Consider the following 24,146-nt stretch of genomic DNA (forward strand, 5'->3'; position numbering starts at 1 on the left):
AGATGATCAGGCTGAGTTGTCCAACTCAGTGATACATGTGGATTCTACCCATTCGGGGCGAGTTGGTCGGCGGCGAAGCCGATTGCCGCATCGGTGTACTTCGCCCGCGCCCGCCGGCCGACGAGGAAGCTGGGACAGGACAAGAAGCCCACGTCCGGCAGATCGGTGCGCTTCCCCAGCATCTCACCGGCCTGCGCCGTGTCGCCGCATACCGCGATCGCCCACAGCATGTCATCGGTCACATGGTCGCCGATGGTGGTGGGGTTCTCGCGGAATGCGCGCCGGATCGCCGTCACCTCATCCTGCCAGCCATGGAGTTCGACGAGCGGGTCATAGGTTTTGACCGTGAGATAGAAGGCGATCTGGCGCCGCGCCGCGGCGATCGCCGCCACCGGGTCCTCGTCGTCGACGGCGGTGATCACCCATCCCCATCGGGTGATCTCCCCGACCGCCCGCCCGGAGTCGGCCGCACCGACCTCTAGTTCCGGTGCCACCGACTCTGACCACCACCGATCGGTGAAGATCCCGTGCCCGAGAATTCCGTCGGCGTCGCGCCCGACGGCGCGCACCATGTACTTGTTGAACGCGCCGATGAGGATCGGCACGTCGAGAGCGCCGAGCACCGGGGCGCGCACGTCTGCGTCGATCGAGTAAAAGCGGCCCTCGAACCGGATCCGCTGACCGTTCTCGGCGGAGAGAAACGCCCGGATCGCGTGGACCAGCTCGGACATGCGCGGCGCGGCGTGGTCGGAGTCGACACCGAACCAGTCGCGATTCATGCGAAAGCTGCCTGCACCGAGACCGAGGAACACTCGCCCGGGAGCCAGTCGATGGAGGTGACGCACTGCCGAGGCATGCACGAATGGCGAGCGCGCGAAGGCATAGGCGATACCGGGTCCGAAATGCGCGGACGCGGTACCCAACGCCATCTCCGTGGAGGTGACGTACGCATCGACATCGGCGAATTCGCCGGTACAGAAGGCGACCGCACCGGCCGCTTCGGCGGCACGGGCTTGATCGGCTCCCGGCCAGGGCAGGCCCCACTGCATTCGGTCCTCCACACGTTCAGCCGGTCCCGGGCACCCAGTGTGCCGGGCGGATCGATGATCCGATCCCCTTCGCGAGCATAAGCAATATCACTTAGTGATACAGGTAAAGTCCGATATGCAGTACGGACGTCGGTCGAACAGGGGCGCGACCATCGGCCCTCAGACCAAACCGCGATTCCTTCCACGTTCACCTAGTGAACTATGTAATCTACCTGTGCGGCGGCGTCACGCGGGCGTCCGCAGGCTTTCACACAGAACGGCCCCGCCCCGCGCCACCACAGCACTCGGTCCCGCACGCTGCCGAACGGGTCCCGGGAACGACAGGCCACCAGACGAACAGGCCCAGACAGGAACCTGCCGATGACACCGAAGACCCCGCCGGCCGGGATCCCGTACTCCCTGGACCGACTGTGGGAGGCCCCCGACGACGCCCGAATGGTCCACAGCGACGGAGAGTGGTTCACCTGGGGAGGAATGCGACACCTCGTCGAGTCGATCGAGGACGTTCTCGCCGACGCCGGGCTGGGGCCGGGCAGCCGCGTCGCCATGGTCCTCGGAAACCGGCTGGAGTCGATTGCCGCGCTGATCGCGGTGCTCCGCACCGAACGCACGCTTGTCACACTCAACCCGCTGCAACCCCCGGCCCGTTTGGCAGCTGATCTCCGCCAGAGCGACCCGGTCGCCGTCCTGGCCACTCCCCAGTATTGGGATGACGCCGAATTCGTGGCGGCGACCGGGGATTCCCGCGCATGGGGATTCTCCCTCGCGTTCGATGCACCGATCACGCTGCGCTGCACCGGAGATTCCCCGGCACCGACCGAATCCCACGGGGTGGCCGTCGAGATGCGCACGTCCGGAACCACCGGCGAACCGAAGCGAATTCCGCTGACCTACAGCCAGATCAATGCGTCGTTGCACTCCGCGGCGGCTCATGCCGGGGTCGCACCCGCCGAGGCGCTGCCCTTCATCGGCCGGCCGGCGCTGATCACCCTGTCGATCGTGCACATCGGCGGGATGTGGGCGCTGATCCAGGGACTCGTCCAGGCCCGGCCCCTCGCGATCCTGGAACGGTTCACCATCGACGGCTGGCGCGCGGCCATCCGCGAACACCGGCCGATCGTGGCCGGTCTGCCCGGCGCCGCCATCGGCACCGTCCTCGACGCCGACGTTCCGGCCGAAGATCTCTCGAGCCTGCGTGCAGTCAACGCCGGCACGAGTCCCGTGGACCCCGATCTCGTCGACGCGTTCGTCGACAGGTACGGCATCGCCGTCCTGATCGTCTACGGCGCCACCGAGTTCTCCGGCGCGGTCGCCGGCTGGACCATCAAGGACTTCCGCGCATCGTGGAAGAACAAGAAGGGCAGCGTGGGTCGCCCGTTCCCCGGCGTCGAGCTCAGCGTCGTGGGCGAGAACGGCAGCCCGGTGGCCACCGGGGTCACCGGCCGCCTACGCGTCCGATCACATCAGTCGGGCACCGATGCCGACTGGACGACGACCAGCGACCTCGCCCACCTCGACGCCGACGGATTCCTCTACATCGACGGTCGTGCCGACGACGTCATCATCCGCGGGGGGTTCAAGGTGTCGCCGGAGGTCGTGGCCCGCGCGCTGCGGTCACACGCGAGTGTCGCCGACGTCGCCGTGGCAGGGGTCCCCGACACGCGGCTCGGGTACGTGCCGGTGGCGGGTGTGGAGCTCCGTCGCGGTGCTCGGATGCCGAGCGGAGCCGAGTTGCGCGATCACTGCCGCTCCCAGCTGACACCGTATGAGGTCCCGGTCGCCGTCCACGTCTTCGACGAGCTGCCCCGCAGCGCCTCCCTGAAAGTCGACCGGCGCCGACTTCTCGAGATGTTCGAATCCGCCGCGCCTGCCGACGGATTCGCACCCGACACAACCTCCCGAGACCTACAGTCGTCGGTGGGAAAGGACTAGACGATGACCGATACAAGGGGCACCGCCGGCACTCCCACGGGGCGGGTGGCAGGCAAGGTCGCGCTGGTCACCGGCGCGGCGCGCGGACAGGGCAAGAGCCACGCCGTCCGGCTGGCCGAGGAGGGCGCCGACATCATCCTGCTCGATCTGTGCCGCGACATCGAGACCAACGGGTACCCGCTGGCCACCCCGCGCGATCTCGAGGAGGCGGTGCTCGAGGTCGAGAAGACCGGACGTCGAGCCATCTCCGCCGAGGTCGATGTCCGCGACCGAGCAGCGATCGACGCGGCCGTCGCGGCGGCGGTCGCCGAGTTCGGCCACCTCGACATCGTGGTCGCCAACGCCGGGATCTGTCCGCTCGGAGACGGCCCGCTCGAAGCCTTCGCCGACGCCTTCGACGTCGACCTGGTGGGCGCGACGAACACCATCCACGGGGGCCTGCCTCACCTGAACGCCGGCGCGTCGATCATCGCCACGGGTTCGGTTGCGGCACTGCTGGCCGCGGGCTCTCAGGGAGGCCCATCGGGTGCCGGTGGTGCGGGTTACGTCCTCGCCAAGGAGATGCTGACCACCTATGTCCATCGCCTCGCCCAGGTACTCGCGCCGAAGTCCATCCGCGCCAACATCATCCATCCCACCAACGTGAACACACCGATGTTGCAGAGCACGCCGATGTACAGACAGTTCCGGCCCGACCTGGCCGACCCCGGTCCCGATGACGTGACCGACGCGTTCGCGTCGTTGCAGGCCATGCCCGAGGTTCCGTGGATCGAACCCGCCGACGTCAGCGAGGCGGTCGTGTACCTCGCCTCGGACGCATCCCGCTACGTCACCGGCCTCGACCTCACGATCGACGCCGGTGCAATCCTGGGCCGAGGAGGCCGCCGATGACCACCTCCACCACCGGACAGATCACCGACGAGGACATCGAACGGGCCCGCGCGCAGATCGGTATCCCGGTCAGACAACGCGACATCCCGTGGAACAAGCTGCCGCAGTCGGACTCGATCAGTCACTTCGCGTTCGGCTGCGGCGACGACAACCCGCTGTTCCACGACCCCGACTACGGACGCACGACACGGTGGCACGGCCAGATCGCCCCGCCGACGTATCCCATCACCACCGGTCTCGATCAGACCCCGGCCTTCGACGACGATGCATCCAAGAAACTGTTCCGGGGCCTGTTCCGGGGCACCGGGAAGTATTACTCGGGCGTGAAATGGACGTGGTACCAACCCATCTACGCCGGCAATGCGGTCTACTCCGAGGTCTACACCCTCGACGTGCAGGTCAAGGAGAGCTCGTTCTCCGGCGGTCGTTCGGTGAAGGAGACCTACCGACACCTCTATGTCGACGCCGCGGGCCGGCCGATCGCGACCCGCGACGAGTCGTACATCAACGCCGAGCGCAGCGGTTCCAAGAAGGCGGGCAAGCTCCGGGACATCGAGCGCAAACGCTGGACGCCGGAGGAGCTCGACGAAGTCGAGGCGGCCTACGAGGCCGAGCTCCGCCGGGGAGCCGAGCCCAACTGGTGGGAGGACGTCAGCGCCGACACCGAGCTCCCCAGCGTGATGAAGGGACCGCTCGGTGTGGTCGACATCGTCAGCATGCACATGGGTTGGGGGTGGGGCGGATACGGCATCGGTCCCCTCAAGTACGCCCATCAGGCACGTCAGCGTATGCCTGCGTTCTACGAACCGGATGAGTACGGGATGCCAGAGGTTGTGCAACGGCTGCACTGGGATTCCGCGCGCGCCCGAGAACTGGGTATCCCCGCGGCCTACGACTACGGCCAGATGCGCGCGGCCTGGGTGAGTCACCTGCTGACGAACTGGATCGGCGACGACGGCTGGATCGTCGAGATGGATCTGACCATGCGCGGCTTCAACTATCACGGTGACACCCACCTGTGTACGGGCCGGGTGATCGAGCGGGGACCCACACCGAGCGACCCCGTCACACTCGAGGTCGCCGCCACGAGCCAGCGCGGCGAGGCGACCACGCGCGGGACGGCGAAGGTACTGTTGCCCTCCCGGACGCTGGGAGCAGTGGTCCTGCCCGAACCGGACGACGACTTACGCCGTCGTGGGGCGCAGGTGGTCAGCAGGATCGGCGGGAAAGTCGGGGAGACGTTGCGCCACAACGGCATGGCGTAGCCGCCGACACCCGGGAGAGGCACACGTGTCACGGCAGATGCCGCGAAAGGTTCCGCGGCAGGAGCGTTCACAGCGGATGGTCGCCCGAATCCTGGACTCGTGCTCGACGCTGCTGATCGAGCGCGGGTACGACGGCGTCTCCACACACCGTATCGCCGACGAGGCGGAGATCAGTCCGGGCAGCTTGTACCAGTACTTCCCCAACAAGGACGCCATCGTCGCCATGACGGTGGAGCGGATGATCCAGAAGATCGCCGCCGAGTTGCTCGCCGCTCTCGAGGTCGGGACCCAGGCGCCACCTCAGGACCAGATCCTGTCCGTGGTCGACGCCGCACTCACCGCGGCCGAAGAGAATCGTGAACTCGTCCGCGTCCTCGTCGAGCAGATGCCGAGGCTCGGTGGATCCACCGAGATCCGACGGGTCGAGGAACGCGCCCGGGAGATGATCGCGCAGTACCTGCTCGCCACCCCGCTCGGCGACACCACCGACCGGTCGTCGACGCTGGTGTGGATGGCGTTCCAGTCTGTCCAGCAGCTCAGTGTGCGTTACGTCCTGGACCGGCCCGACATCCCGCGTGACGAGTTCGTCACCGAACTCTCGCGGCTCCTCGGCACGCTCGTGGCACCGACACATCAACTCCCGCCTGACCGCCATGCGGAGCGTTGACCTGGCCATATGTCCGGTTTCGTAAAACGGAGAACAACAGTTGTCTAACTAGGTACGCTCGGTTCGTTCGTCGTGATGTGAGCCACGCCGGAATCGGGGGGTAGGAGTTCCAATGACCATAGCGTCCGATCCGCAACGCGGCCCGGAACCGGGCAGTGCTGAGACGGAGATCGGGGCGGTCGGGGAGATCGGGGAGTGGGGTAGCGGTTACGTCGAGCGCCACCCGAAGGCTTCGCTCGAGACGGTCGGGGAGCAATTCGTCCTCGGGGTCCGTTCGGTCCAGTGGCTGTTCGCCGACATCGTGACGCGGAAGTTCCCCTACCGCGAATTCGTGGAGCAAGCCGCTTTCATGGCCCGCACCGCGGTGCTTCCCACGCTCCTCGTCGCGATCCCGATCGGCGTGACCCTCTCCATCCAGTTCGCACTTCTCGCCGGTCAGGTCGGCGCGACCTCCCTCGCGGGCGCGGCCAGCGGCCTCACCGTCATCCGGCAGGGCGCGCCACTCGTGGCCGCGATCCTCATGGCCGCAGCCGTCGGATCGGCCATCTGCGCCGACCTCGGGTCACGCCAGATCCGCGAGGAGATCGATGCCATGGAGGTGATGGGTGTCCAGGTGGTCCGCCGGCTGGTCTCGCCACGTCTCGCCGCCGGAATCGTGGTGTCGATCGCACTCACCGGCCTCACCTGCTTCGTCGGCTTCTTCGCCGGCTACCTCTACAACACCTTCATCCAGGACGGGACGCCCGGCAGCTTCGTGTCGACCTTCGCGTCCTTCGCCACGGTCGGCGACTTCATCCTGACGATGATCAAGGCGGTCGTCTTCGGCGCGATCGTCACCATCGTCGGATGCCAGAAAGGCCTGTCCGCCAAGGGCGGTCCGGCCGGCGTCGCCAACGCGGTGAACGCTGCCGTGGTCGCCTCGATCCTGCTGCTGATGATCGTCAACGTGGTCTTCACCCAGGTCTACGAGCTCGCATTCCCGCGGCAGGGATTCTGATGGCCGTCGCGCGGTACTACCCGCCGGGTGTCGGCCCGGTCCTCGCCAGAGTGCGCAGCCTGGGTGAACCGATCTCCCAGGTCGGCCACATGATGACCTTCTTCCTGCGGGCGGTCATCTCCATTCCCGCGATGCTGCTGCATTACAAGCGCGAGTTCGCCCGCGTGCTGTCCGATGTCACATGGGGCAACGGCTCGATCGTGGTCGGCGGCGGAACCGCAGGCGTCATCATCGTGCTCGGGGCCACCGCCGGCGCGATCGTCGGCATCGAGGGCTACAGCGCGCTCGAGTTGCTCGGCATGGGGCCGGCCACCGGCTTCATCTCCTCGTTCGCCTCGACCCGTGAGCTCGCTCCCATCATGGCCGCGCTGGCCTTTGCCGCGCAGGCGGGCTGCCGATTCACCGCACAGCTGGGCGCGATGCGGATCTCCGAGGAGATCGACGCCATGGAGGCCATCGCGATCCGGCCGGTGCCGTACCTGGTGACCACGAGGCTGCTCGCCTCGGTGGTGGCGGTGATCCCGCTCTACATCGTGTGCCTCGGCGTCAACTACCTCGTCTGCCAGTTGGTCGTCAGCCTGTCGGGTGCCGGTTCCCCCGGCACTTATCTGCACTACTTCACTCTTGTCCTCAACGGCACCGACATCGCCTACTCGATCCTCAAAGCCGTTGTGTTCGTGACCATCACGACGACCATTCAGTGCTACTACGGCTTCTACGCCTCCGGCGGACCACAGGGCGTGGGAGTCGCTGCCGGGCGCGCGATGAGAACTGCGATCACCGTGATGATCATCGTCAACATGCTGCTGACGATGGCACTCTGGGGAGTCAACGCCGGCGCCAGGTTCGGTGGCTGAGATGAAATACCCCTACGAAGCCGAACGCCGACTCGGTAACCAGCATCTGTGGTTGCGGGGTGTGGCGACGATCATCGTCGCAGCGATCGTGGTCGGCGTGCTCATCGCCAAGTCCAACGGCGATCTCGACGAACACGTCGAGGTCAAGGCGATGCTCGCCGAGGTCGGCGACGGACTGCCCACCCGCTCCGACGTCAAGTACCGCGGCGTCCTGGTGGGCGCGGTCAGCGACGTGATACCCGCGATCGACGGCGGGACCAACATCGTCGACATCGATCTGAAACCCGAGCACGTGGCCGGAATCCCGTCCACGGTGACCGCGCGAGTCGTGCCGGGCAACGTCTTCGCGGTCTCGTCGATCCAGCTGATCGACAACGGCACGGCACCACATATCACCGACGGCGCCGAGATCTTCCAGGACGACAGCGAGGCGACCATCCAGTTCCAGACCGCGCTGACCAAGCTGCGCGACATCGTCCGCGCGATGAGCCGGTCCCGTTCGGACTCGACCATCGGTGTCATCACCGCGCTCGCCGAGGCGACCGATCGACGGGGTGACGACCTCGTGACGGCCGGCCGGCAGCTCGAACAGATCGTCACCGAGACCAACGCCCTGATGGCCCCGGGCGACGGGCCGTCGACGATCCGCGCGTTCAACGAGGCGGTCCGAGGTCTGGATCGGTCCGCCCCCGAACTTCTAGACGCGGTGCACAGCTCGGTGGTACCGATGCGCACCCTCGCGGAGAAGGACATGGCGCTCACCGACTTCCTGTCCGCCGGCGCCACGACCCTCGACACCACGGTCACCGCGATGAACAACAACACCGACCGGATGATCACCATCTCGACCAACCTGACGCCGGTGATCGGTGTACTCGCCGACAACGCCGCCACGTTCGTGCCGATCACGACCCGGCTCGCCGTCGTGGCCGACAGATTCAACGAACACGTCTACGACGCCGAGACCGGTCTGGCGACATCCAAGATGATCCTGTCCCTCTCGCCCAACCACACCTACGTGCGAGCGGACTGCCCCCGCTACGGCCGGCTCGAGGGTGCGAGCTGCAAGACCGCCCCGGTCACCGCGAAGCCCTACGGATTTCCCGCAGCCCTCGACCCGAAGAAGTACCGGCTGCCCACCGGATACGAGGTCCCGCCCGGCTACAAGCTGCCGCCGGGGCTCATGGGCGGCAACGTCGGGCCGGTCGGGAGCAAGGCAGAACTCGAGGCGCTCCGCAAGATCCTGGGCAAGGATGCGACTCCGGCCGCGATGATGCTCCTCGCCCCGTTGTTGCGCGGCAACAAGGTCGACGTCCGGCCGGACACCGGTGACGCCGATGCACGACGACCCGGGACCGGAGGACCTCGATGACCACGTTCCGCAGATCGCTGATCACCTTGGTGCTGTTCCTCGTCGTCTCGCTGGTGCTGTCCTGGTTCGTGTTCGTCACGCTCCAGCGCAACGTCAGCGGTCCGACACGTGACTACAGCGCGGTCTTCACCGATGTGAGCGGACTACGCCCCGGCGACGACGTCCGGGTCGCGGGGGTCCGTGTGGGCAGGGTCGACAAGATCGAACTCGACAAGACGGTTGCCCGGGTGACCTTCGAGGTGCAGAACGACCAGACGCTCTACACCGACACCCGTGCGTCGGTGACCTATCAGAACATCATCGGACAGCGTTACCTCGGGTTGCTCGCCGGCGGCACCGACTCCGCGGCCGAGCCGTTGGGGGAGGGCGGTGAGATCCCCGTCGAACGGACCGAGCCGTCGTTCGACATCGCCGGACTGCTCAACGGCTTCGAGCCACTGTTCAGCGTTCTCGACCCGGACCAGGTGCAGAACATCACCCAGACCATCATCACTGCGCTGCAAGGTGATTCGGGGTCGTTGACCTCACTGATCGCGCAGACGTCGACACTCGCCGAGTCGTTCGCCGGCCCCGACAACGTCCTCGGCGACATGATCATCAGCCTCGACAAGGTCACCGCATCGCTGGCCGGGCAGTCGGGGAGCGTGGAATCACTCATCGGACACATGCGTGATGTGTTCACCACCCTCAACTCCCGCCAGGGCGAGTTCATCAGTTCGATCGATCAGATGACCACAACGCTCGGCCGAACCGCGGTGCTGTTCAACGACATCGAACCCAGTCTCTCGGCACTGATCGCGCGGGAACCAGGATTCACCGGCCACATCGTGTCCAACGCGGAGAAGTTCGCCTACCTGTTCTACAACGTCCCGTTGGCGATGAAGGGACTGGCCCGTTTCTCCCAGGAGAGCACCGCCGCCAACGCCTATCTCTGCAACGTCAACGTGACCATCATCCCGGGGCTGTCACACATGCTCCCGGGCATCCTCGCCGGCGTGACCCCCGGCGGCAAGGTCAAACAATCCCCGGTCTGCAGGTGAGCATGCTGAACAAAGTCGTCGGTTCCCTCAAGCGCCCCAAGCTGTCGAATCCCGTCAAGGGCAGGCTGGAGGACAAGAGCCGGTTCACGCTGGGCGTCAGCGCGATCCTCATCTTGGCGCTGGTCGTGCTCGGCATCGTCGGCATCGGTCGCCTCGGCGTCGGCGACAACACCGTCGACGCCGAATTCGCCCAGGCCGCCCAGATCTCGGGTGGTGATCAGGTGACTGCTGCCGGGGTGCCGATCGGCACGGTGCGCGATGTCCGACTCGCCGGCGACCGGGTGGTCGTCTCGATGAAGATCGACGGCGACGTCGACCTCGGGGCCGACACCAAGGCCGCCATCAAGCTGACCACGCTCCTCGGTTCGCGATATGTCGAGATCCAGCCCGCAGGCAACGGCGACATCCCCGACGACGTGATCCCGCTGGCCAACACCACCGTGCCCTACGATCTCCAGACAGCTCTCGCGAACGCCACGACCACCTTCGAGCAGGTCGACGCCGAACGGATCGCGGAGTCCATGACCGTGCTGTCCGAACAGCTCGACGGCGCGCCCTACGTGATCCCGCAAGCGCTCGAGAACATCGAGAATCTCTCGTCGATCATCGCCGACCGCCGTACCCAGATCGGCCAGCTGCTCGCCAGCACCAACGAACTGACCACCGCGATCCGCAATCAGCAGGTGGCTCTGGGTCAGATGGTCATCCGCGGTGAACAGCTCGTCACCGAACTCGTCACGCGGATCGGTTCCCTGCAGCGCCTCATCGCCTCCACCACCCGGCTGATCGGCAACCTGCACCAGATCGTCGGGGTGCAAGGTCCACAGGTGACCACTCTGCTCCAGAACATGGAAACCATGCTCGGCGCCGTCTCCCAACGAGAGGACGTCCTGCGCAACACATTCCAGATCTTGCCGGTCCCCATCCGCAACTTCGCCAATGCCACGGGATACGGCAACAACCTCGAGTTCAACGCGCCGGCGGGAAGTCTCGTCGACTCGTGGATGTGCGCGGTCAGCGGGCAGGCGCGAATGATGTCACTCGCCGAATACTTCAAGGAGTGCAAGTGATGTCACGGCTCGTCGCGCATCCGTTGCTCGTTCTCGCAGTGGCCGCGCTCCTGCTCACCGGGTGTTCGATCGGCTCCGGTCCGCTCGGCGGTGGAACCATCAAGGTGACCGCGGAATTCGACAACGCCAACGGGCTCTACGTCGGCAACTCCGTCAGCGTGCTCGGAATGTCAGTCGGGAAGGTCACCTCGATCGAGGCGAAAGGCGGCTACGCACTCGTCGAGATGGAGATCGACAAGAACATCAAGATACCCGCGACCGCCGAGGCCGTGACCGTCTCGACCTCCATCCTCACCGACCGCCACGTCGAGTTCAGCCCGGTCTACACCGGGGGGCCGGTCATGGGAAACGACGACAAGATCGGGCTGGACCGCACCCGCACCCCCGTCGAGTTCGACCGGATCCTCGGCATGGTCGAACGGTTGTCCGCGGAGCTGGGCGGCGACGGTGGGGGCGAAGGCCCGGTCGCCGATCTCCTGGCGGTGAGCGTGTCGATGACCGAGGGCAACGGCCAGTCGATGCGCGATGCGCTCGGCGATCTCGAACGGGCGCTTCGGCTCAGCGAAGACGGCGGCGCACACAGCCGGCGCGACATCACCGCCATCGCGGCCAACCTCGCAAAACTGAGCCAGGCGGCCGCGGACAACAACACCGTCATCCGTGACCTCGGGTCCGGGTTCGCGCAGCTGTCCGGGTTCCTCGCCGACGAGGACCTCGGCACGGGGACCACCGGAAAGCAGCTGAACGCCCTGATGAAAGAGACGCAAGCTCTACTGATGGCCAACCGCGACACATTGAAGAGCATGCTCGCGAGCAGCAACACGGTCACCACCGTGATGTCGGACGAACAGCGCAACCTGTCCGAGTTCTTCGACATCGCCCCGATGCTCATGGACAACGTCTACAACGCCATCGATCAGGAGACCGGCGCGCTGCGTGTCCACGGCCTGGTCGACAAACTGGTCCTGGACGGGCAGGGCGTCAAGGAGGTGTGCAACCTCCTCGGTCTGCGCCAACTCGGTTGCGCCACCGGTACACTCCAGGATTTCGGGCCCGACTTCGGGGCTTCGTCGATTCTCGCCGCACTCGTGGAGAACGCCCGATGAGCCGGCGGTTTCGGCGGCGTGGCGGGCGTCCGTCGGCGGTACTCGGCCTGGGCGTGGCCGCAGTGCTGGGTGTGAGCGGATGTGGCGTCGGGCTCGAACAGGTCCCGCTTCCGGCGCCGGGGGCCGCCGACAAGACCTACACACTCTCCGCCCGGTTCGCCAACGCACTCAATCTTCCTGAGGGCGCCAAGGTGCGGGTGGCGGGCGCGGACGTCGGATCGGTGGCGGCGATGCACGCCGAGGACTTCACCGCCCTGGTGGAGCTTCGCATCCAGTCGTCGACGGAACTACCGGTCGGCACCGTCGCGGAGTTGCGCTCCGCGACACCGCTGGGCGACGTCTTCGTCGCACTCGAGCCGCCACCCCCGGGAAAGGACACCGGGGGCCGACTGCAGAACGGCGACGTGCTCGAGGCGGACCAGACGTCGTCGGCCGCCACGGTCGAGGAGGTCCTCGCCACCAGTGCGCTACTGGTCAACGGCGGAGCGATCCGGAACCTGACCAAGATCGTCAACGGACTCGGCGCGGCCGTCGGGGAGAACGGGCAGACGGTCGCACACCTCGTCGACGAATCGACCGACCTGATCTCCACGCTCGCCGACCGGTCCGGCGAGATCAATCGCGCGATGCGCACCACGAGCAACCTGACCGCCACACTCGGGGCTCGGCGGAAGGACTTGTCCGACGCGATCAGCGCCGCAGCGCCGGCTGTGGGCGCCGTGTCCGCCAACACCGGCCAGGTGCTCGACATGGTGTCCAATGTGGATCGACTCACCGAGCTGATCGGTCGGTTCCCGTCGGTACGCGACACCGACACCCGAAGCACCATCGACGACATGAACAAGCTGTCCTACTACTTCAACCTCGCATCGCTCAACCCCGACGCCGACATGGACGCGGTGAATTCGATTCTCGCGCCGCTGATCAAGGCTGCCAGCTCGACTTCGGCGCACGCCAACATCGACATCGAGGCGATCGCCCTCGGCGTGGTCGACGATCCGAATCACAAGGCGGACCCGGGAATGCGTGTTCCCGACGCGACCGATGTCGTCAACGTGATCGGCAGTCTGACTTATCTGCTGGACAAGCTGTACCGCCAGTCGACAGGAGGTCGGTGATGGGTGTCCGACGCGCCGCAGAACCCGTCGCCGCAGGCATCGTGGGGGCCGTGCGCTGGGGACGCCGGCGGCGGCTGGGACTGTCCGCGGTGGCGCTGGCGGTCACTCTGGTCGTCGGCGTCGCCTACCTGTTGTTCGGGGCGCTCCGCATCAACCCCGGCGCCTCGCAGATCAGCATCCGCGTGAACCTCCTCCAGTCCGGTGGTCTGCTACCCGGGCAAGACGTGACCATGCGAGGTGTCGCCATCGGCAAGGTCGATGCGGTGCAACTCCACGAGTCCGGTGTCGTCGCGCTGGTCCGGGTGAGCTCGGAAGCGAAGATCCCCGCGGACACCGCCGTCCGAGTGTCGGGGCTGTCTCCTGCGGGAGAGCAGTACCTGGATTTCCGGCCCGTCGACAGCGCCGGGCCGTACCTCACCGACGACGCCGTGATCGACTCCCGGCGCACCACCACGCCGACCCCGATCGCCGAGGTACTCGAAGCACTCCAGGGAACGCTGGATCAAGTGAACCCCGAGGAGTTGAGCATCATCGTCCAGGAGCTCGGCGTCTCGCCGCAGGGCGTGGACAAGCTCGACTCCATCGTCAACGGCGGCATCTTCATGCTGTCGACCCTGCACACCGCGCTGCCGAACACCACGTCGCTGCTCAAGTCCAGCAAAGTGATCCTGGGGACGCTGGGCGAGACCGCCCCGCAGATCCAGGCCATGTCGGCCGATCTGCGGAACGTCTTCAGCGGCGTCGCCCGGATGGACGGCGGGTTCCGCCAGTTGGTCGAGCAGGGTCCGAGCACGCTGTCCGCGGTCGACGCGATGTTCACCGACAACTCGCCCACCATGGTTGCGCTGCTCGGAAATCTGGTGACGATCTCCAAGCTGTCCTACCTCCGTGTGCCGGCACTCGAGGCGATCTTCCCCGACCACCGCGGTTCCGTCCTCGAGGCGATCGGGTCGACATTCCGCGACGGCGGGACGTGGGGGATCGTCGATGTCTACGGCCGGTATGTCTGCGACTACGACCTGCCCCGCAAACCTCCGGCCATCCCGGACTACCCGGAGCCCTACCTCTACACGTACTGCAACGACCCCGACCCGGCGATCCTCGTCCGCGGTGCACGGAACGCACCGCATCCGCCCGGGCAGGAATACCTCTCCGGTCCGCCGCCCGGTGTCGATCCGCGCGCGACCGCAGATCCGACCCCGCGTGGGCCGCTGTCCATTCCCACGCCCTATGGAGGACAGCAGGTTCCGCTGCCGTTGCCCCCGCAGTGACACTCACGTCACTCTGACAGCGACACGAGCACCCGCGCCTCGAGAAAGGACTCACCATGAAGGCCGACATCTCGCACGAGAACCAGAACGACACCGAGACAACCGAAACCGACGCCACCGAGGTCGAGAGCGGCGAACCTGCGGCGAACCAGACCGAACCGTCGGAGTCCTCGTCGTCCACCTTCTCCAAAAGCAACATCGACAAGATCAAGGCCGCGAAGTCGGGCAGGTCGAAGACCGTCACGCTCGAGAAATCCACCAGGCGAACGGAATCCGGCTCCGATGCCGAGTCGGACGATGCCGCGCATGCCGAATCCGGGGCTGCACCGGGGGACGGTGGGTCGACGGGCGGCACTCGCCGCACGGGCTCCGGTCGGCGCGCAGCGGGTATCGCAGTGTTCGCCGTCGTCGCGATCATAGCGATCGCCGCGGCCGCTCTCGCGATCGTCTTGGGCCTGCAACTGAAGAACCGCGTCGACGCGGACAACGCGGGGCAGGAGGCGCTGCGGACGGCCGAAGGCTACGCGGTGGCCCTGACGAGCATCGACACCCGCAACCTCGACAAGGACTTCGCGCGCGTACTCGACGGCGCCACCGGCGAATTCAAGGACATGTACGCGAGTTCGAGTTCCCAGCTCCGCCAGTTGCTCGTCGACAACCAGGCCACCGGCAAGGGAACCGTCGTCGATGCAGGCATCAAGTCGCAGTCGCCGAACAAGGTCGAGGTGATGCTGTTCGTCGATCAGACCGTCACCAACACCGCCAGCCCGGACCCGCGGATCGATCGCAGCCGGATCGTGATGACCATGGAGAAGATCGACGGTCGCTGGCTCGCATCCAAGGTCGAACTGCCCTGATCGCGGTCTGGCCGAATCACACCCCCCTACATAGCTGACGAAGTAAACTATGTTCAATCGGGACGTCGGACGCCGACGCCTGCATATGGCGGGAGACGATTCATGCAACAAACCCTCAAAGCCCTGGCCGAGACGTCGCTGGCGATCTCGCCCTGGGCGCCGGCGCCCAAACCCACCAGCGTCGGCGAGGTCGATGCGGCGTGGCTGACCAAGATCTTCAGCGCGAAGACGCCCGGAGCGGTCGCCGAGAGCGTCACCCGTCTGGACGGCACATCCGGGACCACCGACCGCAACCGGCTCGGCATCCAGTGGAACCGCACCGGACTCGATGCCGGTCTCCCCGCGAGTGTCTTCGTCAAGTCGACTCCACTCAACGCCAAGAACCGGACCATGGTGGCCGCGCTCGACATGGCGGTCAACGAGGTGAGGTTCTACGACCAGATCCGGCCGCAACTGTCGGACACACTCGCACCCAAGTCGCACTTCGCGCATGCGGGCCACGGAGCGCGCCACCTGCTGGTGCTCGAGGACCTCGAAGCCGCCGGATGCACATTCCCGTTCACTCTCAACGAGATCACCCTCCCCGGCGTCGAAGCGTGTCTGCGCACCCTTGCGGGCGTGCACGCCCAGTTCTGGAACAGCCCGCGCCTGCATTCCGATCTGTCGTGGATCGCACCAGAATCGGCACGTCCCGGATTTCCGTTGCTGCTCTGGCAGTTCCGCAAGACACGCAAGACGATCCTCGCCGACGAGAGCGTCGAGCTGCCGCCCGCGGCGAGACGGATGGCCGAGTTCGCCAACCGGAACGACAAGGCGCTGCACGCCAAGTGGGAAGAGGGCCCGCAGACCATGCTTCACGGTGACTCCCACATCGGGAACACCTACCTGCGCCCCGATGGCACCGCCGGCCTCCTCGACTGGCAGGTGATCCACCGTGGACCGGGGCTTCGCGAGGTCAGCTACATCATGACGCACTCGACGCCGGCCGACATCCGTCGCGGCAACGAGGAGAAGCTCCTGAGGGCATACCTCGAGACGCTCGACGACCACGGTGTCGAGGATGTGCCGACCTTCGACCAGGCGTGGCAAGCGTTGCGGTTCTTCGCCTTCGACGCCTGGGACTCGATCGCGATCTGCACTGTCTGGCCGGGTCTGCAGCCGCCGGACCGCGTCGAACTGGCCTTTGCCGCCGCGAATTCGATGGTCGAGGACCTCGAGGTCGACAAAGCGATCAAGAAGGCGCTGGCCTGAGGCACCGACGTCCAGGCACCGACGTCCAGGCACCGACGTCCAGGCACCGACGTCCAGGCACCGACGTCCAGGACGCACCACCCACCCGGGTGGTGCGTCCTTTTCGGTACCGCCGCCAGATCGTGACGACCAGAATGCGAGCACTTGTCGAGCATCGCTGTCAGTCATCACGTTGCACAGGCGAATCATTTTGTACAACAACGATTTCAACTGCACCGACAGCACCGCGAACACATACTGAAAGCGACTGGAATACGAGCGGAATGTCGCGTTACTCTGTCACGCATGGTGATCCAAGACACATCGCGGCCCGCTGTCGAGCCGGTACATGCAGTCGAGTTCGGCCCACACAAGCGCACCGCCTTCGACTGGGCGGTGGACAAATCGTTCCAGGCGATTCGCGACAAGTTCTTCCGCAACGTCCAGTTCACCGAGCCGAAGGGCGACCCGGGCTGGTTCGGTCCCGGCAGTGCGGTCTGGTACGTCCACGAGCACCTGCCGACCGTGCAGATCGCGATGGCGGCGGCGGCGATGATGGAGACGCTGCATCCGGACATGGCCTGGATGGCGGTCGAGCACACCCGCGCCCTGGAGCGGAAGAACGGCGTGCCCACCGGACATTTCGACGACAAGGCCATGGCGTCGCGGGCCGGCCACACCTTGTCGTTCTTCTACGGCGTCGCGATGGGCTCGACACCCGTCGCCGAGCGGGTGTCGCGGGTCGTGCGCGGCATGCATGACCGCATCGAGGGTGTCCGCCCCGACGGCCACGCCTACCGGGCGAACGATCCCGATCTGCTCACCTGGAACTACTGCACGCAGGCGTGGGCGCTGGCCGCCTCGCACAAGCGTTACCACCCGAACCCCCTGAGCGACGAGCGCCTCGAGGAGTTCTTCCACGACTACGCACGTATGGGCCGCGAACTCGGCGGGGCCGATGTGCCGACGACCGGTGCGGGGGTCGACAAGTACCTCGCCGACTCGCTGCCGTTCCTGGCGATCACGATGCCGACCGTCGAGCTGCTCAACCCGACCGCGCCGTGGCGCTATCCGGTGTGGCAGCAGCCACTCCTCAAGCTCGTGCACTGGGCGGTCCAGGACCTGCACCCGCGGTGGGCGCAGAACCTGATGAACACGCGGCAGTACCCGCGCCCCGTCGCCGCGGTTCGGCGTCGTGCGCTCAAGGCAATCCTCGGGTCCTTCCGGGACGGGAAGATCAAAGAGGTCTACGAGTCCTACGAGCGCGTCGGAGCACCGTTGCCGTAGAGGCCGACACCAGACCCATCGTCGCCGTCAGATGTCCCGCAGATGATCGTCTGCGGGACATCTGCCGCTGCGGACCGGTCGTTGACATGCAAGTGCCTGCTTGCCTATTGTGAGTTGCGATGGCCGACATGTTCCATGCTCTCGATGATTCGACGAGGCGCGCGATTCTCGACGAACTCACCGACCGCGACGGACAGACGTTGTTCGAGATCTGTGGCCGTCTGACCACGCGTCGGGGATTGAGCCTGACCCGGCAGGCGATTTCCCAGCATCTGGCCGTGCTGGAATCCGCCGGCCTCGTCCACACCGAGAAGCGCGGCCGCGCCAAGTTCCATTACTTCGATCCGACCCCTCTCGCCGAGATCGCCGAGCGGTGGCCGGGCCCACGGAAGGACCTGCCATGAGGATCGCCTTGACCTCGATTTTCGTCGACGACCAGCGCAAAGCACTGGCGTTCTACACCGAGGTTCTCGGCTTCACCAAGCACCACGACATTCCGCTGGGGGAGGACACCTGGTGGTTGACGGTGGTCTCGCCGGAGGCCCCCGACGGGACCGAGCTACTCCTCGAGCCTGCCGGACATCCCGCGGTGAAGCCGTACCGGGACGCGCTCGTCGAGGACGGTATCCCGTTGGCGCAGTTCGCCGTCGACGATGTCGAGGCCGAGTACACGCGGCTGCGTGAGCACGGCGTCGAGTTCACCCAGGAGCCGACCGACGTCGGTACCGCGGTCGTCGCCGTCTTCGACGACACCTGCGGCAACCTCATCCAGATCGCCGCGGTGAAATGACCCCCGGGATTCACGACACAGGGGTCACGGCGTAGCGAGCGGCGGTATCTCGACAACCCGGGCTTCGAGTTCGGTGGGGTCGTCGATCAGATCAACCCACCATTCGATGTTGGGCGCCTTGCTCTTTCGACCGCCCTGGTCGTCGGTCCACCGAGTGAGCGCCGGCGCTGCGATCAGCATCGGCTTCGCCGGGTCCGCGGAGACCTCGAGTAGACGGGCCTGTCCCCGGTGACGGACGACGTCCCCCCGCATGCGGAACCGACCCAGACCGAGCTTGACCGCGTTGACGATGCCGTACGCCGCATTCATCGACTTGTTGGCCCCATACCTCGGGTTCGACGGATCTATCGGGGAGCGGATCGCGGTGAAGCGGTCGTAGGCGAACTCCAGGCCCGCATCGGTCGCCTCCCGGACCATCCAGGCGAGAGTGAGTTCCGATGGTTCGGCGGTGTCGAGTCCACCGCCGATGTCGGAGTGGACGCCCTCGAACCAGACCTGCTTGACGTCGGTGCGAGTGTTGCCCGCGGTGCTCCAGACACACGGATCGAAGGTGAGTCGACGCTCGTCTATCGCCAGCGCCTGACGCGCGAAACGGACCTTGTCGCCGAGATTGACGTCGTGGAACTTGTGCCGGAAGCGGGTGATGCCGGGGACGCCGAGGGCACCGACGGTGTCGAACACGCCGATGAACTGGATCTTCACCGGTTCTCCTGGTGTGTTCCTCGGCATTGCCCCAGGATCCCCGCGGTACAGCTGCAGCACCTTCTCGAACAGGTTCTCGGTGGGGTTCGCTGCCAGTTCGCCCGGGGTCACCAACCCGACCCGGCCGATCATGCCCACCAGACTCCGGGCGGTGTACGCGCCCCGGCTGAACCCGAAGACGAAGATCTCGTCGTCTGGTTCGTAGTTGAGGACGAGGAACCGGTAGGCGTCGATGAGGTTGGAGTCCAGGCCGCGGCCGAATGCACCGCCGATGATCCGGTCGGACCACCCCGAACCCGTACCCACTCCGTTGACGTAGTGCACCAGTTGCACAGCACCGTCGGCCGCCTCGGTCCTGACCGCGCGTGCGATCTTCTCGACGTTGGAGATCCGCGGGTCCTTCGACGATTTCCACGTGCCGTCGCAGCAGATCACCAGTCGCTTCTTCATGTCGGACCTTCCACGGTTCATCGGCCCCGGGCTGGGTAGACCGTAACGCCGCAGTGCGGGGCCGGCGCAAGAGTTGTCGGTCGTACGGTTTACTGCGTTCATGAGGTTTCAGTTGTCGTCGCTGTGCACCGCCCTCGCGAGCGCGGTAGTCGCCGCCGCCCTGATGCTCGGCGGGCCGGGCGCGACTGCGGCCCACGCCGCCCCCGCCACCGCGGGCCTCGACCCGGTGCTGTCCGCCGCGTACCGCGAAGCGTCGAATACCGCACGAGCACAGAATGTTCCGCTGTGGATCACGTCGGGGAAACGCACGTTCGGCGAGCAGCGACAGATGTGGCGCGACGCGATCGCGACCTACGGCAGTCCGGAGACGGCTCGCCGTTGGGTGCTCCCGCCCACGGAATCGCCGCACGTTCACGGCGACGCCATCGATGTCGGTCCGCGGGAGGGGGCGGCCTGGCTCGAGAAGGCGGGGTACCGATGGGGACTCTGCCGGACCTTCGCCAACGAGTGGTGGCACTTCGAGGTGGTGACGGTTCCCGGCCTGCGGTGTCCGCCCATGTGGCCCGACGCCGCCACCCGTGCAGACCGCCGGGCAGGCTGACACGGGCAGCGGCCACACGACCGCCGAGGCTGGATTCAGACCTCCTGGAATCGTCCCCGTTGCGTGCCGTCGTCGGCCGATTCGGTCGTACCCTGTCGATTGACACTCACCCGGATCGTCATCTCCGCACACGGACCGAAAGACGGCCCCGGTGACCAGGAGGTCAGACCATGCATTATTCGTTGCTGTTGCACTACGCCGAGCAGGACGCGTCGACTCTCGGCGAGGAGGCCATTCAGCAGGGGCAGGCGGCCTTCTCCGCCTACACCCAGGCCCTGCAAGATGCGGGCGTGCTGGTGAGCGCCGAGGTCCTCCGGCATTCCGATTCGACGACGACGCTGCGGAAAGTCGACGGCGAACTCGTCGTCCAGGACGGCCCCTTCGCCGACACCAAAGAGCAGCTCGGCGGGACGATCGTTCTCGACGTGTCCGACCTCGACGCGGCTATCGAGTGGGCTCGTCAGGCACCCCCGATCGACTGGGGTGTCGTCGAGATCCGGCCGGGCGCAACCTACACCGTGAGCGGGGCGTGGACGCCCAACGAATGACCCGACGAGGGGCGCACGCCGCAGCCGAACATGCTGCCCGTGAATCGTATTCGCGGTTGGTGGCGCTCCTCGCCGCGGCGTCCGGCGATCTCGCGCTCGCCGAGGACGCACTGGCGTCCGCATTCGAACGCGCGCTCACGACGTGGCCGACCGACGGCGTGCCCACCAACCCCGAAGCATGGCTGCTGACCGTCGCCCGCAATCAGCAGCGCGACGTCTGGAAGTCGGCGGCACACCGGAGCTCGGCCGTCCTCGACGACACCGACCCCGGAGCGGCCGCCGTGACACCCTTCGACGACATCGACCTCGACGCCATCGGCGACAAGCGACTCGAATTGTTGTTCACCTGTGCGCATCCGGCGATCGACCCGGCCATCCGGACACCACTGATGCTGCAGGCGGTACTGGGTTTCGAGGCGGCGGAGATCGCCGCGGTGTTCGCGGTGACACCGCCGACGATGGCACAGCGCCTGGTCCGGGCGAAACGCCGCATCCGCCAGGCCCGCATCCCGTTCGTCATTCCGGACCGCACCGCCATGCCCGCACGGCTGTCCGCCGTCCTCGAAGCCGTCTACGGCTGCTTCGCGATCGCCTGGAACGACGCCGACGGCTCGAGACCCGACACCGCCGACTCCATGGCGGCCGAGGCGCTCCATCTGGCGGTCACCCTCGCATCGTCACTCGATGAGGAGCCCGAGGCGTGGGGTCTCGCCGCGTTGATCGCGCTGTCGCTGGCCCGCGCGCCGGCGCGGACGGGCCCGTTCGTCCCGCTCGACGAACAAGACCCGCGGAGCTGGGACCCCTCGCTCATCCGGGACGGAGAGGCCATGCTGCGCCGGGCGGCGCTCGGCCTCACCGGGGTGCGGCCCGGTCGCTTCCAGCTCGAGGCCGCCATGCAGTCCGTCCACGCCGACCGGGCACGGACGGGAATCATCGATTGGGTTGCGCTACAGACCTTGTCGGCAGCACTTGTCGAACTCACACCGACGCTCGGCGCGCAGACCGCGCACGCCGCGATCGTCGGACGTGCCACGTCACCCACGGCCGGGCTGGCACTCCTCGATCGCCTCGCCGCCGACGACGACGTCGAGAGGTTCCAACCCTTTCAGGCGACTCGGGCTGATCTGCTCGCGCGCGCGGGAGTGCTCGCGATGGCACGCGACCACTACGAGCGCGCGGCGACGTTGACCGAGGACCCCCGCGTGCGAGAGCACCTTCGGCGCCGGGCCGCCCGGCTCGCCTGACACCCCTCGCCGACACCGGAACCAGAGACCGAGACCGCCTACGCAGTCCGACGTGTCTGCGTAGGGTGTGACGCAGACAACAATGTCGACGAGTGCACGTTGGACACGGGAGCCAGTGATGACTGCAAGTAGCGAAGCCGCCGCCGATCTGACCACCGAGCCGTACCGGTCGCGTCGCAACCACTGGAACAACCAGGTTCGCCGGCATGCCTTCATGACCCCGGACAAGACGGCGATCACCTATCTGGACAAGCACACCACGTGGAAACAACTCGACGACCGGGCCCACGCGTTCGGCGCGGCACTGCACCGGCGAGGCGTGGAGTTCGGCGACCGCATCCTGATCTCGCTGCTCAACCGCACCGAGTACATCGAGGCGGTCCTGGGAGCCACGCTGATCGGTGCGATCCCCGTCCCGGTCAACATCCGGATGAGTCCCGCCGAGGTGGCGTATCTGGTCACCGACAGCGGTGCGAGGGTCGTGGTCACCGAGCGGCTCCTCGCGCCCCTCGCCGAGGCGGTGAGCGCATCCACGGGTGCGATCGACACCATCATCGTCGTCGACGGCAGCGACAACGACGCCCATCTCGACTTCGAGGAGCTGCTCGCCGAAGACGCAACGGACCTGCCGGAGGTCGACGTGCCCGAGGACACCGTCGCCGCCATCATGTACACCTCGGGGACCACCGGAAAACCCAAGGGCGCCATGCTCACCCATCAGAACTTCCAGGCGCAGGCCGTCACCACGATCGCCACCACGGACGGACAGGCCGACGATGTCGCGTCGATCGTTCCGCCGCTCTTCCACATCGCCGGCATCGGCGGATTCGCGCCGGTCTTCTACCGGGGGATCCGGGCAGTGATCCACCCGCTCGGCGCGTTCGACCCCGAGACCATGCTCGACACCCTCGAACGCGAGGGCACCACGTCGGTCTTCATGGTCCCCGCCCAGTGGCAGGCGGTCTGCGCCGCACAGAAGGCCAAGCCGCGTGAGCTCAAGCTCCGCGCCATCAGCTGGGGTGCGGCGCCCGCATCGGACACCGTCCTCAACGCCATGAACGAGTCGTTCCCGGCCGCGCTCAACATGACAGCCTTCGGACAGACCGAGATGTCGCCGGTGACCACAATCCTCGAGGGCAAGGACGCCCTGCGAAAGATCGGCTCGATCGGCAAAGTGGTTCCGGCCGTCACCGCCCGCATCGTCGACCCGCTCATGAACGACGTGAAGCCGGGTGAGGTGGGGGAGATCGTCTATCGCGGGCCCAACCTGATGAAGGGCTACTGGAACAAGCCCGAAGCGACCGCGGAGGCCTTCCGCGGTGGGTGGTTCCATTCCGGCGACCTCGTCCGCCAGGACGACGAGGGATTCCTCTACGTCGTCGACCGGGCCAAGGACATGATCATCTCCGGCGGCGAGAACATCTACTGCGCCGAGGTCGAGAACGTTCTGTACGGGCATCCGAGCATCACCGAGGCCGCGGTGATCGGTCGCGCGCACGAGAAGTGGGGCGAGGTGCCGGTGGCGGTCGTCGTGCTCGCCGAAGGCGTCGAGAATCTGACCCTCGCCGATCTCGAGCCGCACCTCAACGAGAACCTGGCGCGCTTCAAGCACCCCAAGGACATCGTCATCATCGACGAACTGCCCCGGAACGCCGGCGGCAAGGTCGTGAAGCCCCGCCTGCGAGAGTCCTACGGCAGCAAGGACGCCGGGCTGGCCACCTGAGCAGACCCGTGCCCGGCCACCCGTCGGTGAACGATCGCGCCACCGGTGGCATCGTACTGTTCGGTCGGAGATGATTGGC

The 24,146-nt window shown here is 66.5% G+C and carries 23 protein-coding genes; 21 read left to right on the top strand and 2 right to left on the bottom strand.

What is annotated here, in order from left to right:
• Positions 1–44: 44 nt before the first annotated feature.
• Positions 45–1,049, bottom strand: a complete 1,005-nt coding sequence (locus H1R19_RS12360; protein ID WP_219849166.1) for an LLM class flavin-dependent oxidoreductase — start codon at positions 1,047–1,049, stop codon at positions 45–47.
• Positions 1,050–1,409: 360 nt separating this feature from the next.
• Between H1R19_RS12360 and H1R19_RS12365 the strand changes: the two genes are divergently transcribed.
• The 17 genes from H1R19_RS12365 (at position 1,410) to H1R19_RS12445 (ending at position 18,799) form a co-directional block, all read left to right on the top strand.
• A complete protein-coding gene (locus H1R19_RS12365) occupies positions 1,410–2,981 on the top strand; it encodes a class I adenylate-forming enzyme family protein (RefSeq protein ID WP_219849167.1) in 1,572 nt (523 codons plus the stop codon).
• A gap of 3 nt (positions 2,982–2,984) precedes the next feature.
• The gene (locus H1R19_RS12370) at positions 2,985–3,872 is read left to right on the top strand and encodes a mycofactocin-coupled SDR family oxidoreductase (RefSeq protein ID WP_219849168.1); all 888 of its coding nucleotides are present in this window, start codon (positions 2,985–2,987) and stop codon (positions 3,870–3,872) included.
• Positions 3,869–5,137: an FAS1-like dehydratase domain-containing protein gene (locus H1R19_RS12375; RefSeq protein ID WP_188330255.1), complete on the top strand. Its 1,269-nt coding sequence runs from the start codon at positions 3,869–3,871 to the stop codon at positions 5,135–5,137. The genes H1R19_RS12370 and H1R19_RS12375 overlap by 4 nt, the downstream gene beginning before the upstream one ends.
• A 76-nt stretch (positions 5,138–5,213) precedes the next feature.
• Complete coding sequence (locus H1R19_RS12380) at positions 5,214–5,804, top strand: TetR/AcrR family transcriptional regulator (RefSeq protein WP_219849169.1); 591 nt, start codon at positions 5,214–5,216, stop codon at positions 5,802–5,804.
• Positions 5,805–5,916: 112 nt separating this feature from the next.
• Complete coding sequence (locus H1R19_RS12385) at positions 5,917–6,801, top strand: MlaE family ABC transporter permease (protein WP_188330257.1); 885 nt, start codon at positions 5,917–5,919, stop codon at positions 6,799–6,801.
• Positions 6,801–7,658 carry an ABC transporter permease gene (locus H1R19_RS12390; RefSeq protein WP_188330258.1) on the top strand — a complete coding sequence of 286 codons (858 nt, stop codon included), beginning with the start codon at positions 6,801–6,803 and terminating at the stop codon, positions 7,656–7,658. Before H1R19_RS12385 ends, H1R19_RS12390 begins: the two co-directional genes overlap by 1 nt.
• Before the next feature lies 1 nt (position 7,659).
• Positions 7,660–9,030: an MlaD family protein gene (locus tag H1R19_RS12395; RefSeq protein WP_219849170.1), complete on the top strand. Its 1,371-nt coding sequence runs from the start codon at positions 7,660–7,662 to the stop codon at positions 9,028–9,030.
• Positions 9,027–10,070, top strand: coding sequence for an MCE family protein (locus H1R19_RS12400; RefSeq protein WP_188330259.1), 1,044 nt, complete (start codon positions 9,027–9,029; stop codon positions 10,068–10,070). Before H1R19_RS12395 ends, H1R19_RS12400 begins: the two co-directional genes overlap by 4 nt.
• Before the next feature lie 2 nt (positions 10,071–10,072).
• A complete protein-coding gene (locus H1R19_RS12405; protein ID WP_188330260.1) occupies positions 10,073–11,140 on the top strand; it encodes an MCE family protein in 1,068 nt (355 codons plus the stop codon).
• The gene (locus H1R19_RS12410; RefSeq protein ID WP_188330261.1) at positions 11,140–12,246 is read left to right on the top strand and encodes an MlaD family protein; all 1,107 of its coding nucleotides are present in this window, start codon (positions 11,140–11,142) and stop codon (positions 12,244–12,246) included. The genes H1R19_RS12405 and H1R19_RS12410 overlap by 1 nt, the downstream gene beginning before the upstream one ends.
• On the top strand, positions 12,243–13,364 hold the full coding sequence (locus H1R19_RS12415; RefSeq protein ID WP_219849171.1) for an MlaD family protein: 1,122 nt from the start codon (positions 12,243–12,245) through the stop codon (positions 13,362–13,364). The genes H1R19_RS12410 and H1R19_RS12415 overlap by 4 nt, the downstream gene beginning before the upstream one ends.
• Positions 13,364–14,635, top strand: a complete 1,272-nt coding sequence (locus H1R19_RS12420; protein ID WP_188330263.1) for an MlaD family protein — start codon at positions 13,364–13,366, stop codon at positions 14,633–14,635. The genes H1R19_RS12415 and H1R19_RS12420 overlap by 1 nt, the downstream gene beginning before the upstream one ends.
• Before the next feature lie 56 nt (positions 14,636–14,691).
• Entirely contained in the window at positions 14,692–15,492 is an 801-nt protein-coding gene (locus H1R19_RS12425) for a hypothetical protein (protein ID WP_219849172.1), read from the top strand.
• A gap of 102 nt (positions 15,493–15,594) precedes the next feature.
• Positions 15,595–16,743: a phosphotransferase gene (locus tag H1R19_RS12430; RefSeq protein ID WP_219849173.1), complete on the top strand. Its 1,149-nt coding sequence runs from the start codon at positions 15,595–15,597 to the stop codon at positions 16,741–16,743.
• 285 nt (positions 16,744–17,028) lie between these two features.
• Positions 17,029–18,009, top strand: a complete 981-nt coding sequence (locus tag H1R19_RS12435) for an oxygenase MpaB family protein (RefSeq protein WP_223205313.1) — start codon at positions 17,029–17,031, stop codon at positions 18,007–18,009.
• Between the two features lie 119 nt (positions 18,010–18,128).
• On the top strand, positions 18,129–18,413 hold the full coding sequence (locus tag H1R19_RS12440) for an ArsR/SmtB family transcription factor (protein ID WP_188330266.1): 285 nt from the start codon (positions 18,129–18,131) through the stop codon (positions 18,411–18,413).
• Entirely contained in the window at positions 18,410–18,799 is a 390-nt protein-coding gene (locus H1R19_RS12445) for a VOC family protein (RefSeq protein WP_188330267.1), read from the top strand. Before H1R19_RS12440 ends, H1R19_RS12445 begins: the two co-directional genes overlap by 4 nt.
• A 24-nt stretch (positions 18,800–18,823) precedes the next feature.
• Here the strand turns inward: H1R19_RS12445 and H1R19_RS12450 are convergent, their stop codons facing one another.
• Positions 18,824–19,951, bottom strand: coding sequence for a DUF2235 domain-containing protein (locus tag H1R19_RS12450; protein ID WP_188330268.1), 1,128 nt, complete (start codon positions 19,949–19,951; stop codon positions 18,824–18,826).
• Positions 19,952–20,114: 163 nt separating this feature from the next.
• On the opposite strand from H1R19_RS12450, the gene H1R19_RS12455 reads away from it, so the two are divergent.
• The 4 genes from H1R19_RS12455 to fadD5 all read left to right on the top strand — a co-directional run bounded on the left by H1R19_RS12455 (position 20,115) and on the right by fadD5 (position 24,067).
• Positions 20,115–20,552 carry a M15 family metallopeptidase gene (locus tag H1R19_RS12455; RefSeq protein WP_372631339.1) on the top strand — a complete coding sequence of 146 codons (438 nt, stop codon included), beginning with the start codon at positions 20,115–20,117 and terminating at the stop codon, positions 20,550–20,552.
• Between the two features lie 170 nt (positions 20,553–20,722).
• A complete protein-coding gene (locus tag H1R19_RS12460) occupies positions 20,723–21,100 on the top strand; it encodes a YciI family protein (RefSeq protein WP_219849175.1) in 378 nt (125 codons plus the stop codon).
• Positions 21,097–22,344, top strand: coding sequence for an RNA polymerase sigma factor (locus H1R19_RS12465; RefSeq protein WP_219849176.1), 1,248 nt, complete (start codon positions 21,097–21,099; stop codon positions 22,342–22,344). The genes H1R19_RS12460 and H1R19_RS12465 overlap by 4 nt, the downstream gene beginning before the upstream one ends.
• A gap of 118 nt (positions 22,345–22,462) precedes the next feature.
• Positions 22,463–24,067: a fatty-acid--CoA ligase FadD5 gene (gene fadD5 / locus H1R19_RS12470; RefSeq protein WP_219849177.1), complete on the top strand. Its 1,605-nt coding sequence runs from the start codon at positions 22,463–22,465 to the stop codon at positions 24,065–24,067.
• Positions 24,068–24,146: the final 79 nt, after the last annotated feature.

The organism is Gordonia jinghuaiqii (genome assembly GCF_014041935.1).
Lineage (GTDB): Bacteria > Actinomycetota > Actinomycetes > Mycobacteriales > Mycobacteriaceae > Gordonia > Gordonia jinghuaiqii.

Bases quoted from the DNA above. Each gene is read 5' to 3' on its own strand.
- H1R19_RS12360 (WP_219849166.1), bottom strand. From the start codon at position 1,049: ATGCAGTGGGGCCTGCCCTGGCCGGGAGCCGATCAAGCCCGTGCCGCC.
- H1R19_RS12365 (WP_219849167.1), top strand. From the start codon at position 1,410: ATGACACCGAAGACCCCGCCGGCCGGGATCCCGTACTCCCTGGACCGA.
- H1R19_RS12370 (WP_219849168.1), top strand. From the start codon at position 2,985: ATGACCGATACAAGGGGCACCGCCGGCACTCCCACGGGGCGGGTGGCA.
- H1R19_RS12375 (WP_188330255.1), top strand. From the start codon at position 3,869: ATGACCACCTCCACCACCGGACAGATCACCGACGAGGACATCGAACGG.
- H1R19_RS12380 (WP_219849169.1), top strand. From the start codon at position 5,214: ATGGTCGCCCGAATCCTGGACTCGTGCTCGACGCTGCTGATCGAGCGC.
- H1R19_RS12385 (WP_188330257.1), top strand. From the start codon at position 5,917: ATGACCATAGCGTCCGATCCGCAACGCGGCCCGGAACCGGGCAGTGCT.
- H1R19_RS12390 (WP_188330258.1), top strand. From the start codon at position 6,801: ATGGCCGTCGCGCGGTACTACCCGCCGGGTGTCGGCCCGGTCCTCGCC.
- H1R19_RS12395 (WP_219849170.1), top strand. From the start codon at position 7,660: ATGAAATACCCCTACGAAGCCGAACGCCGACTCGGTAACCAGCATCTG.
- H1R19_RS12400 (WP_188330259.1), top strand. From the start codon at position 9,027: ATGACCACGTTCCGCAGATCGCTGATCACCTTGGTGCTGTTCCTCGTC.
- H1R19_RS12405 (WP_188330260.1), top strand. From the start codon at position 10,073: ATGCTGAACAAAGTCGTCGGTTCCCTCAAGCGCCCCAAGCTGTCGAAT.
- H1R19_RS12410 (WP_188330261.1), top strand. From the start codon at position 11,140: ATGTCACGGCTCGTCGCGCATCCGTTGCTCGTTCTCGCAGTGGCCGCG.
- H1R19_RS12415 (WP_219849171.1), top strand. From the start codon at position 12,243: ATGAGCCGGCGGTTTCGGCGGCGTGGCGGGCGTCCGTCGGCGGTACTC.
- H1R19_RS12420 (WP_188330263.1), top strand. From the start codon at position 13,364: ATGGGTGTCCGACGCGCCGCAGAACCCGTCGCCGCAGGCATCGTGGGG.
- H1R19_RS12425 (WP_219849172.1), top strand. From the start codon at position 14,692: ATGAAGGCCGACATCTCGCACGAGAACCAGAACGACACCGAGACAACC.
- H1R19_RS12430 (WP_219849173.1), top strand. From the start codon at position 15,595: ATGCAACAAACCCTCAAAGCCCTGGCCGAGACGTCGCTGGCGATCTCG.
- H1R19_RS12435 (WP_223205313.1), top strand. From the start codon at position 17,029: ATGGTGATCCAAGACACATCGCGGCCCGCTGTCGAGCCGGTACATGCA.
- H1R19_RS12440 (WP_188330266.1), top strand. From the start codon at position 18,129: ATGGCCGACATGTTCCATGCTCTCGATGATTCGACGAGGCGCGCGATT.
- H1R19_RS12445 (WP_188330267.1), top strand. From the start codon at position 18,410: ATGAGGATCGCCTTGACCTCGATTTTCGTCGACGACCAGCGCAAAGCA.
- H1R19_RS12450 (WP_188330268.1), bottom strand. From the start codon at position 19,951: ATGAAGAAGCGACTGGTGATCTGCTGCGACGGCACGTGGAAATCGTCG.
- H1R19_RS12455 (WP_372631339.1), top strand. From the start codon at position 20,115: ATGCTCGGCGGGCCGGGCGCGACTGCGGCCCACGCCGCCCCCGCCACC.
- H1R19_RS12460 (WP_219849175.1), top strand. From the start codon at position 20,723: ATGCATTATTCGTTGCTGTTGCACTACGCCGAGCAGGACGCGTCGACT.
- H1R19_RS12465 (WP_219849176.1), top strand. From the start codon at position 21,097: ATGACCCGACGAGGGGCGCACGCCGCAGCCGAACATGCTGCCCGTGAA.
- fadD5 (WP_219849177.1), top strand. From the start codon at position 22,463: ATGACTGCAAGTAGCGAAGCCGCCGCCGATCTGACCACCGAGCCGTAC.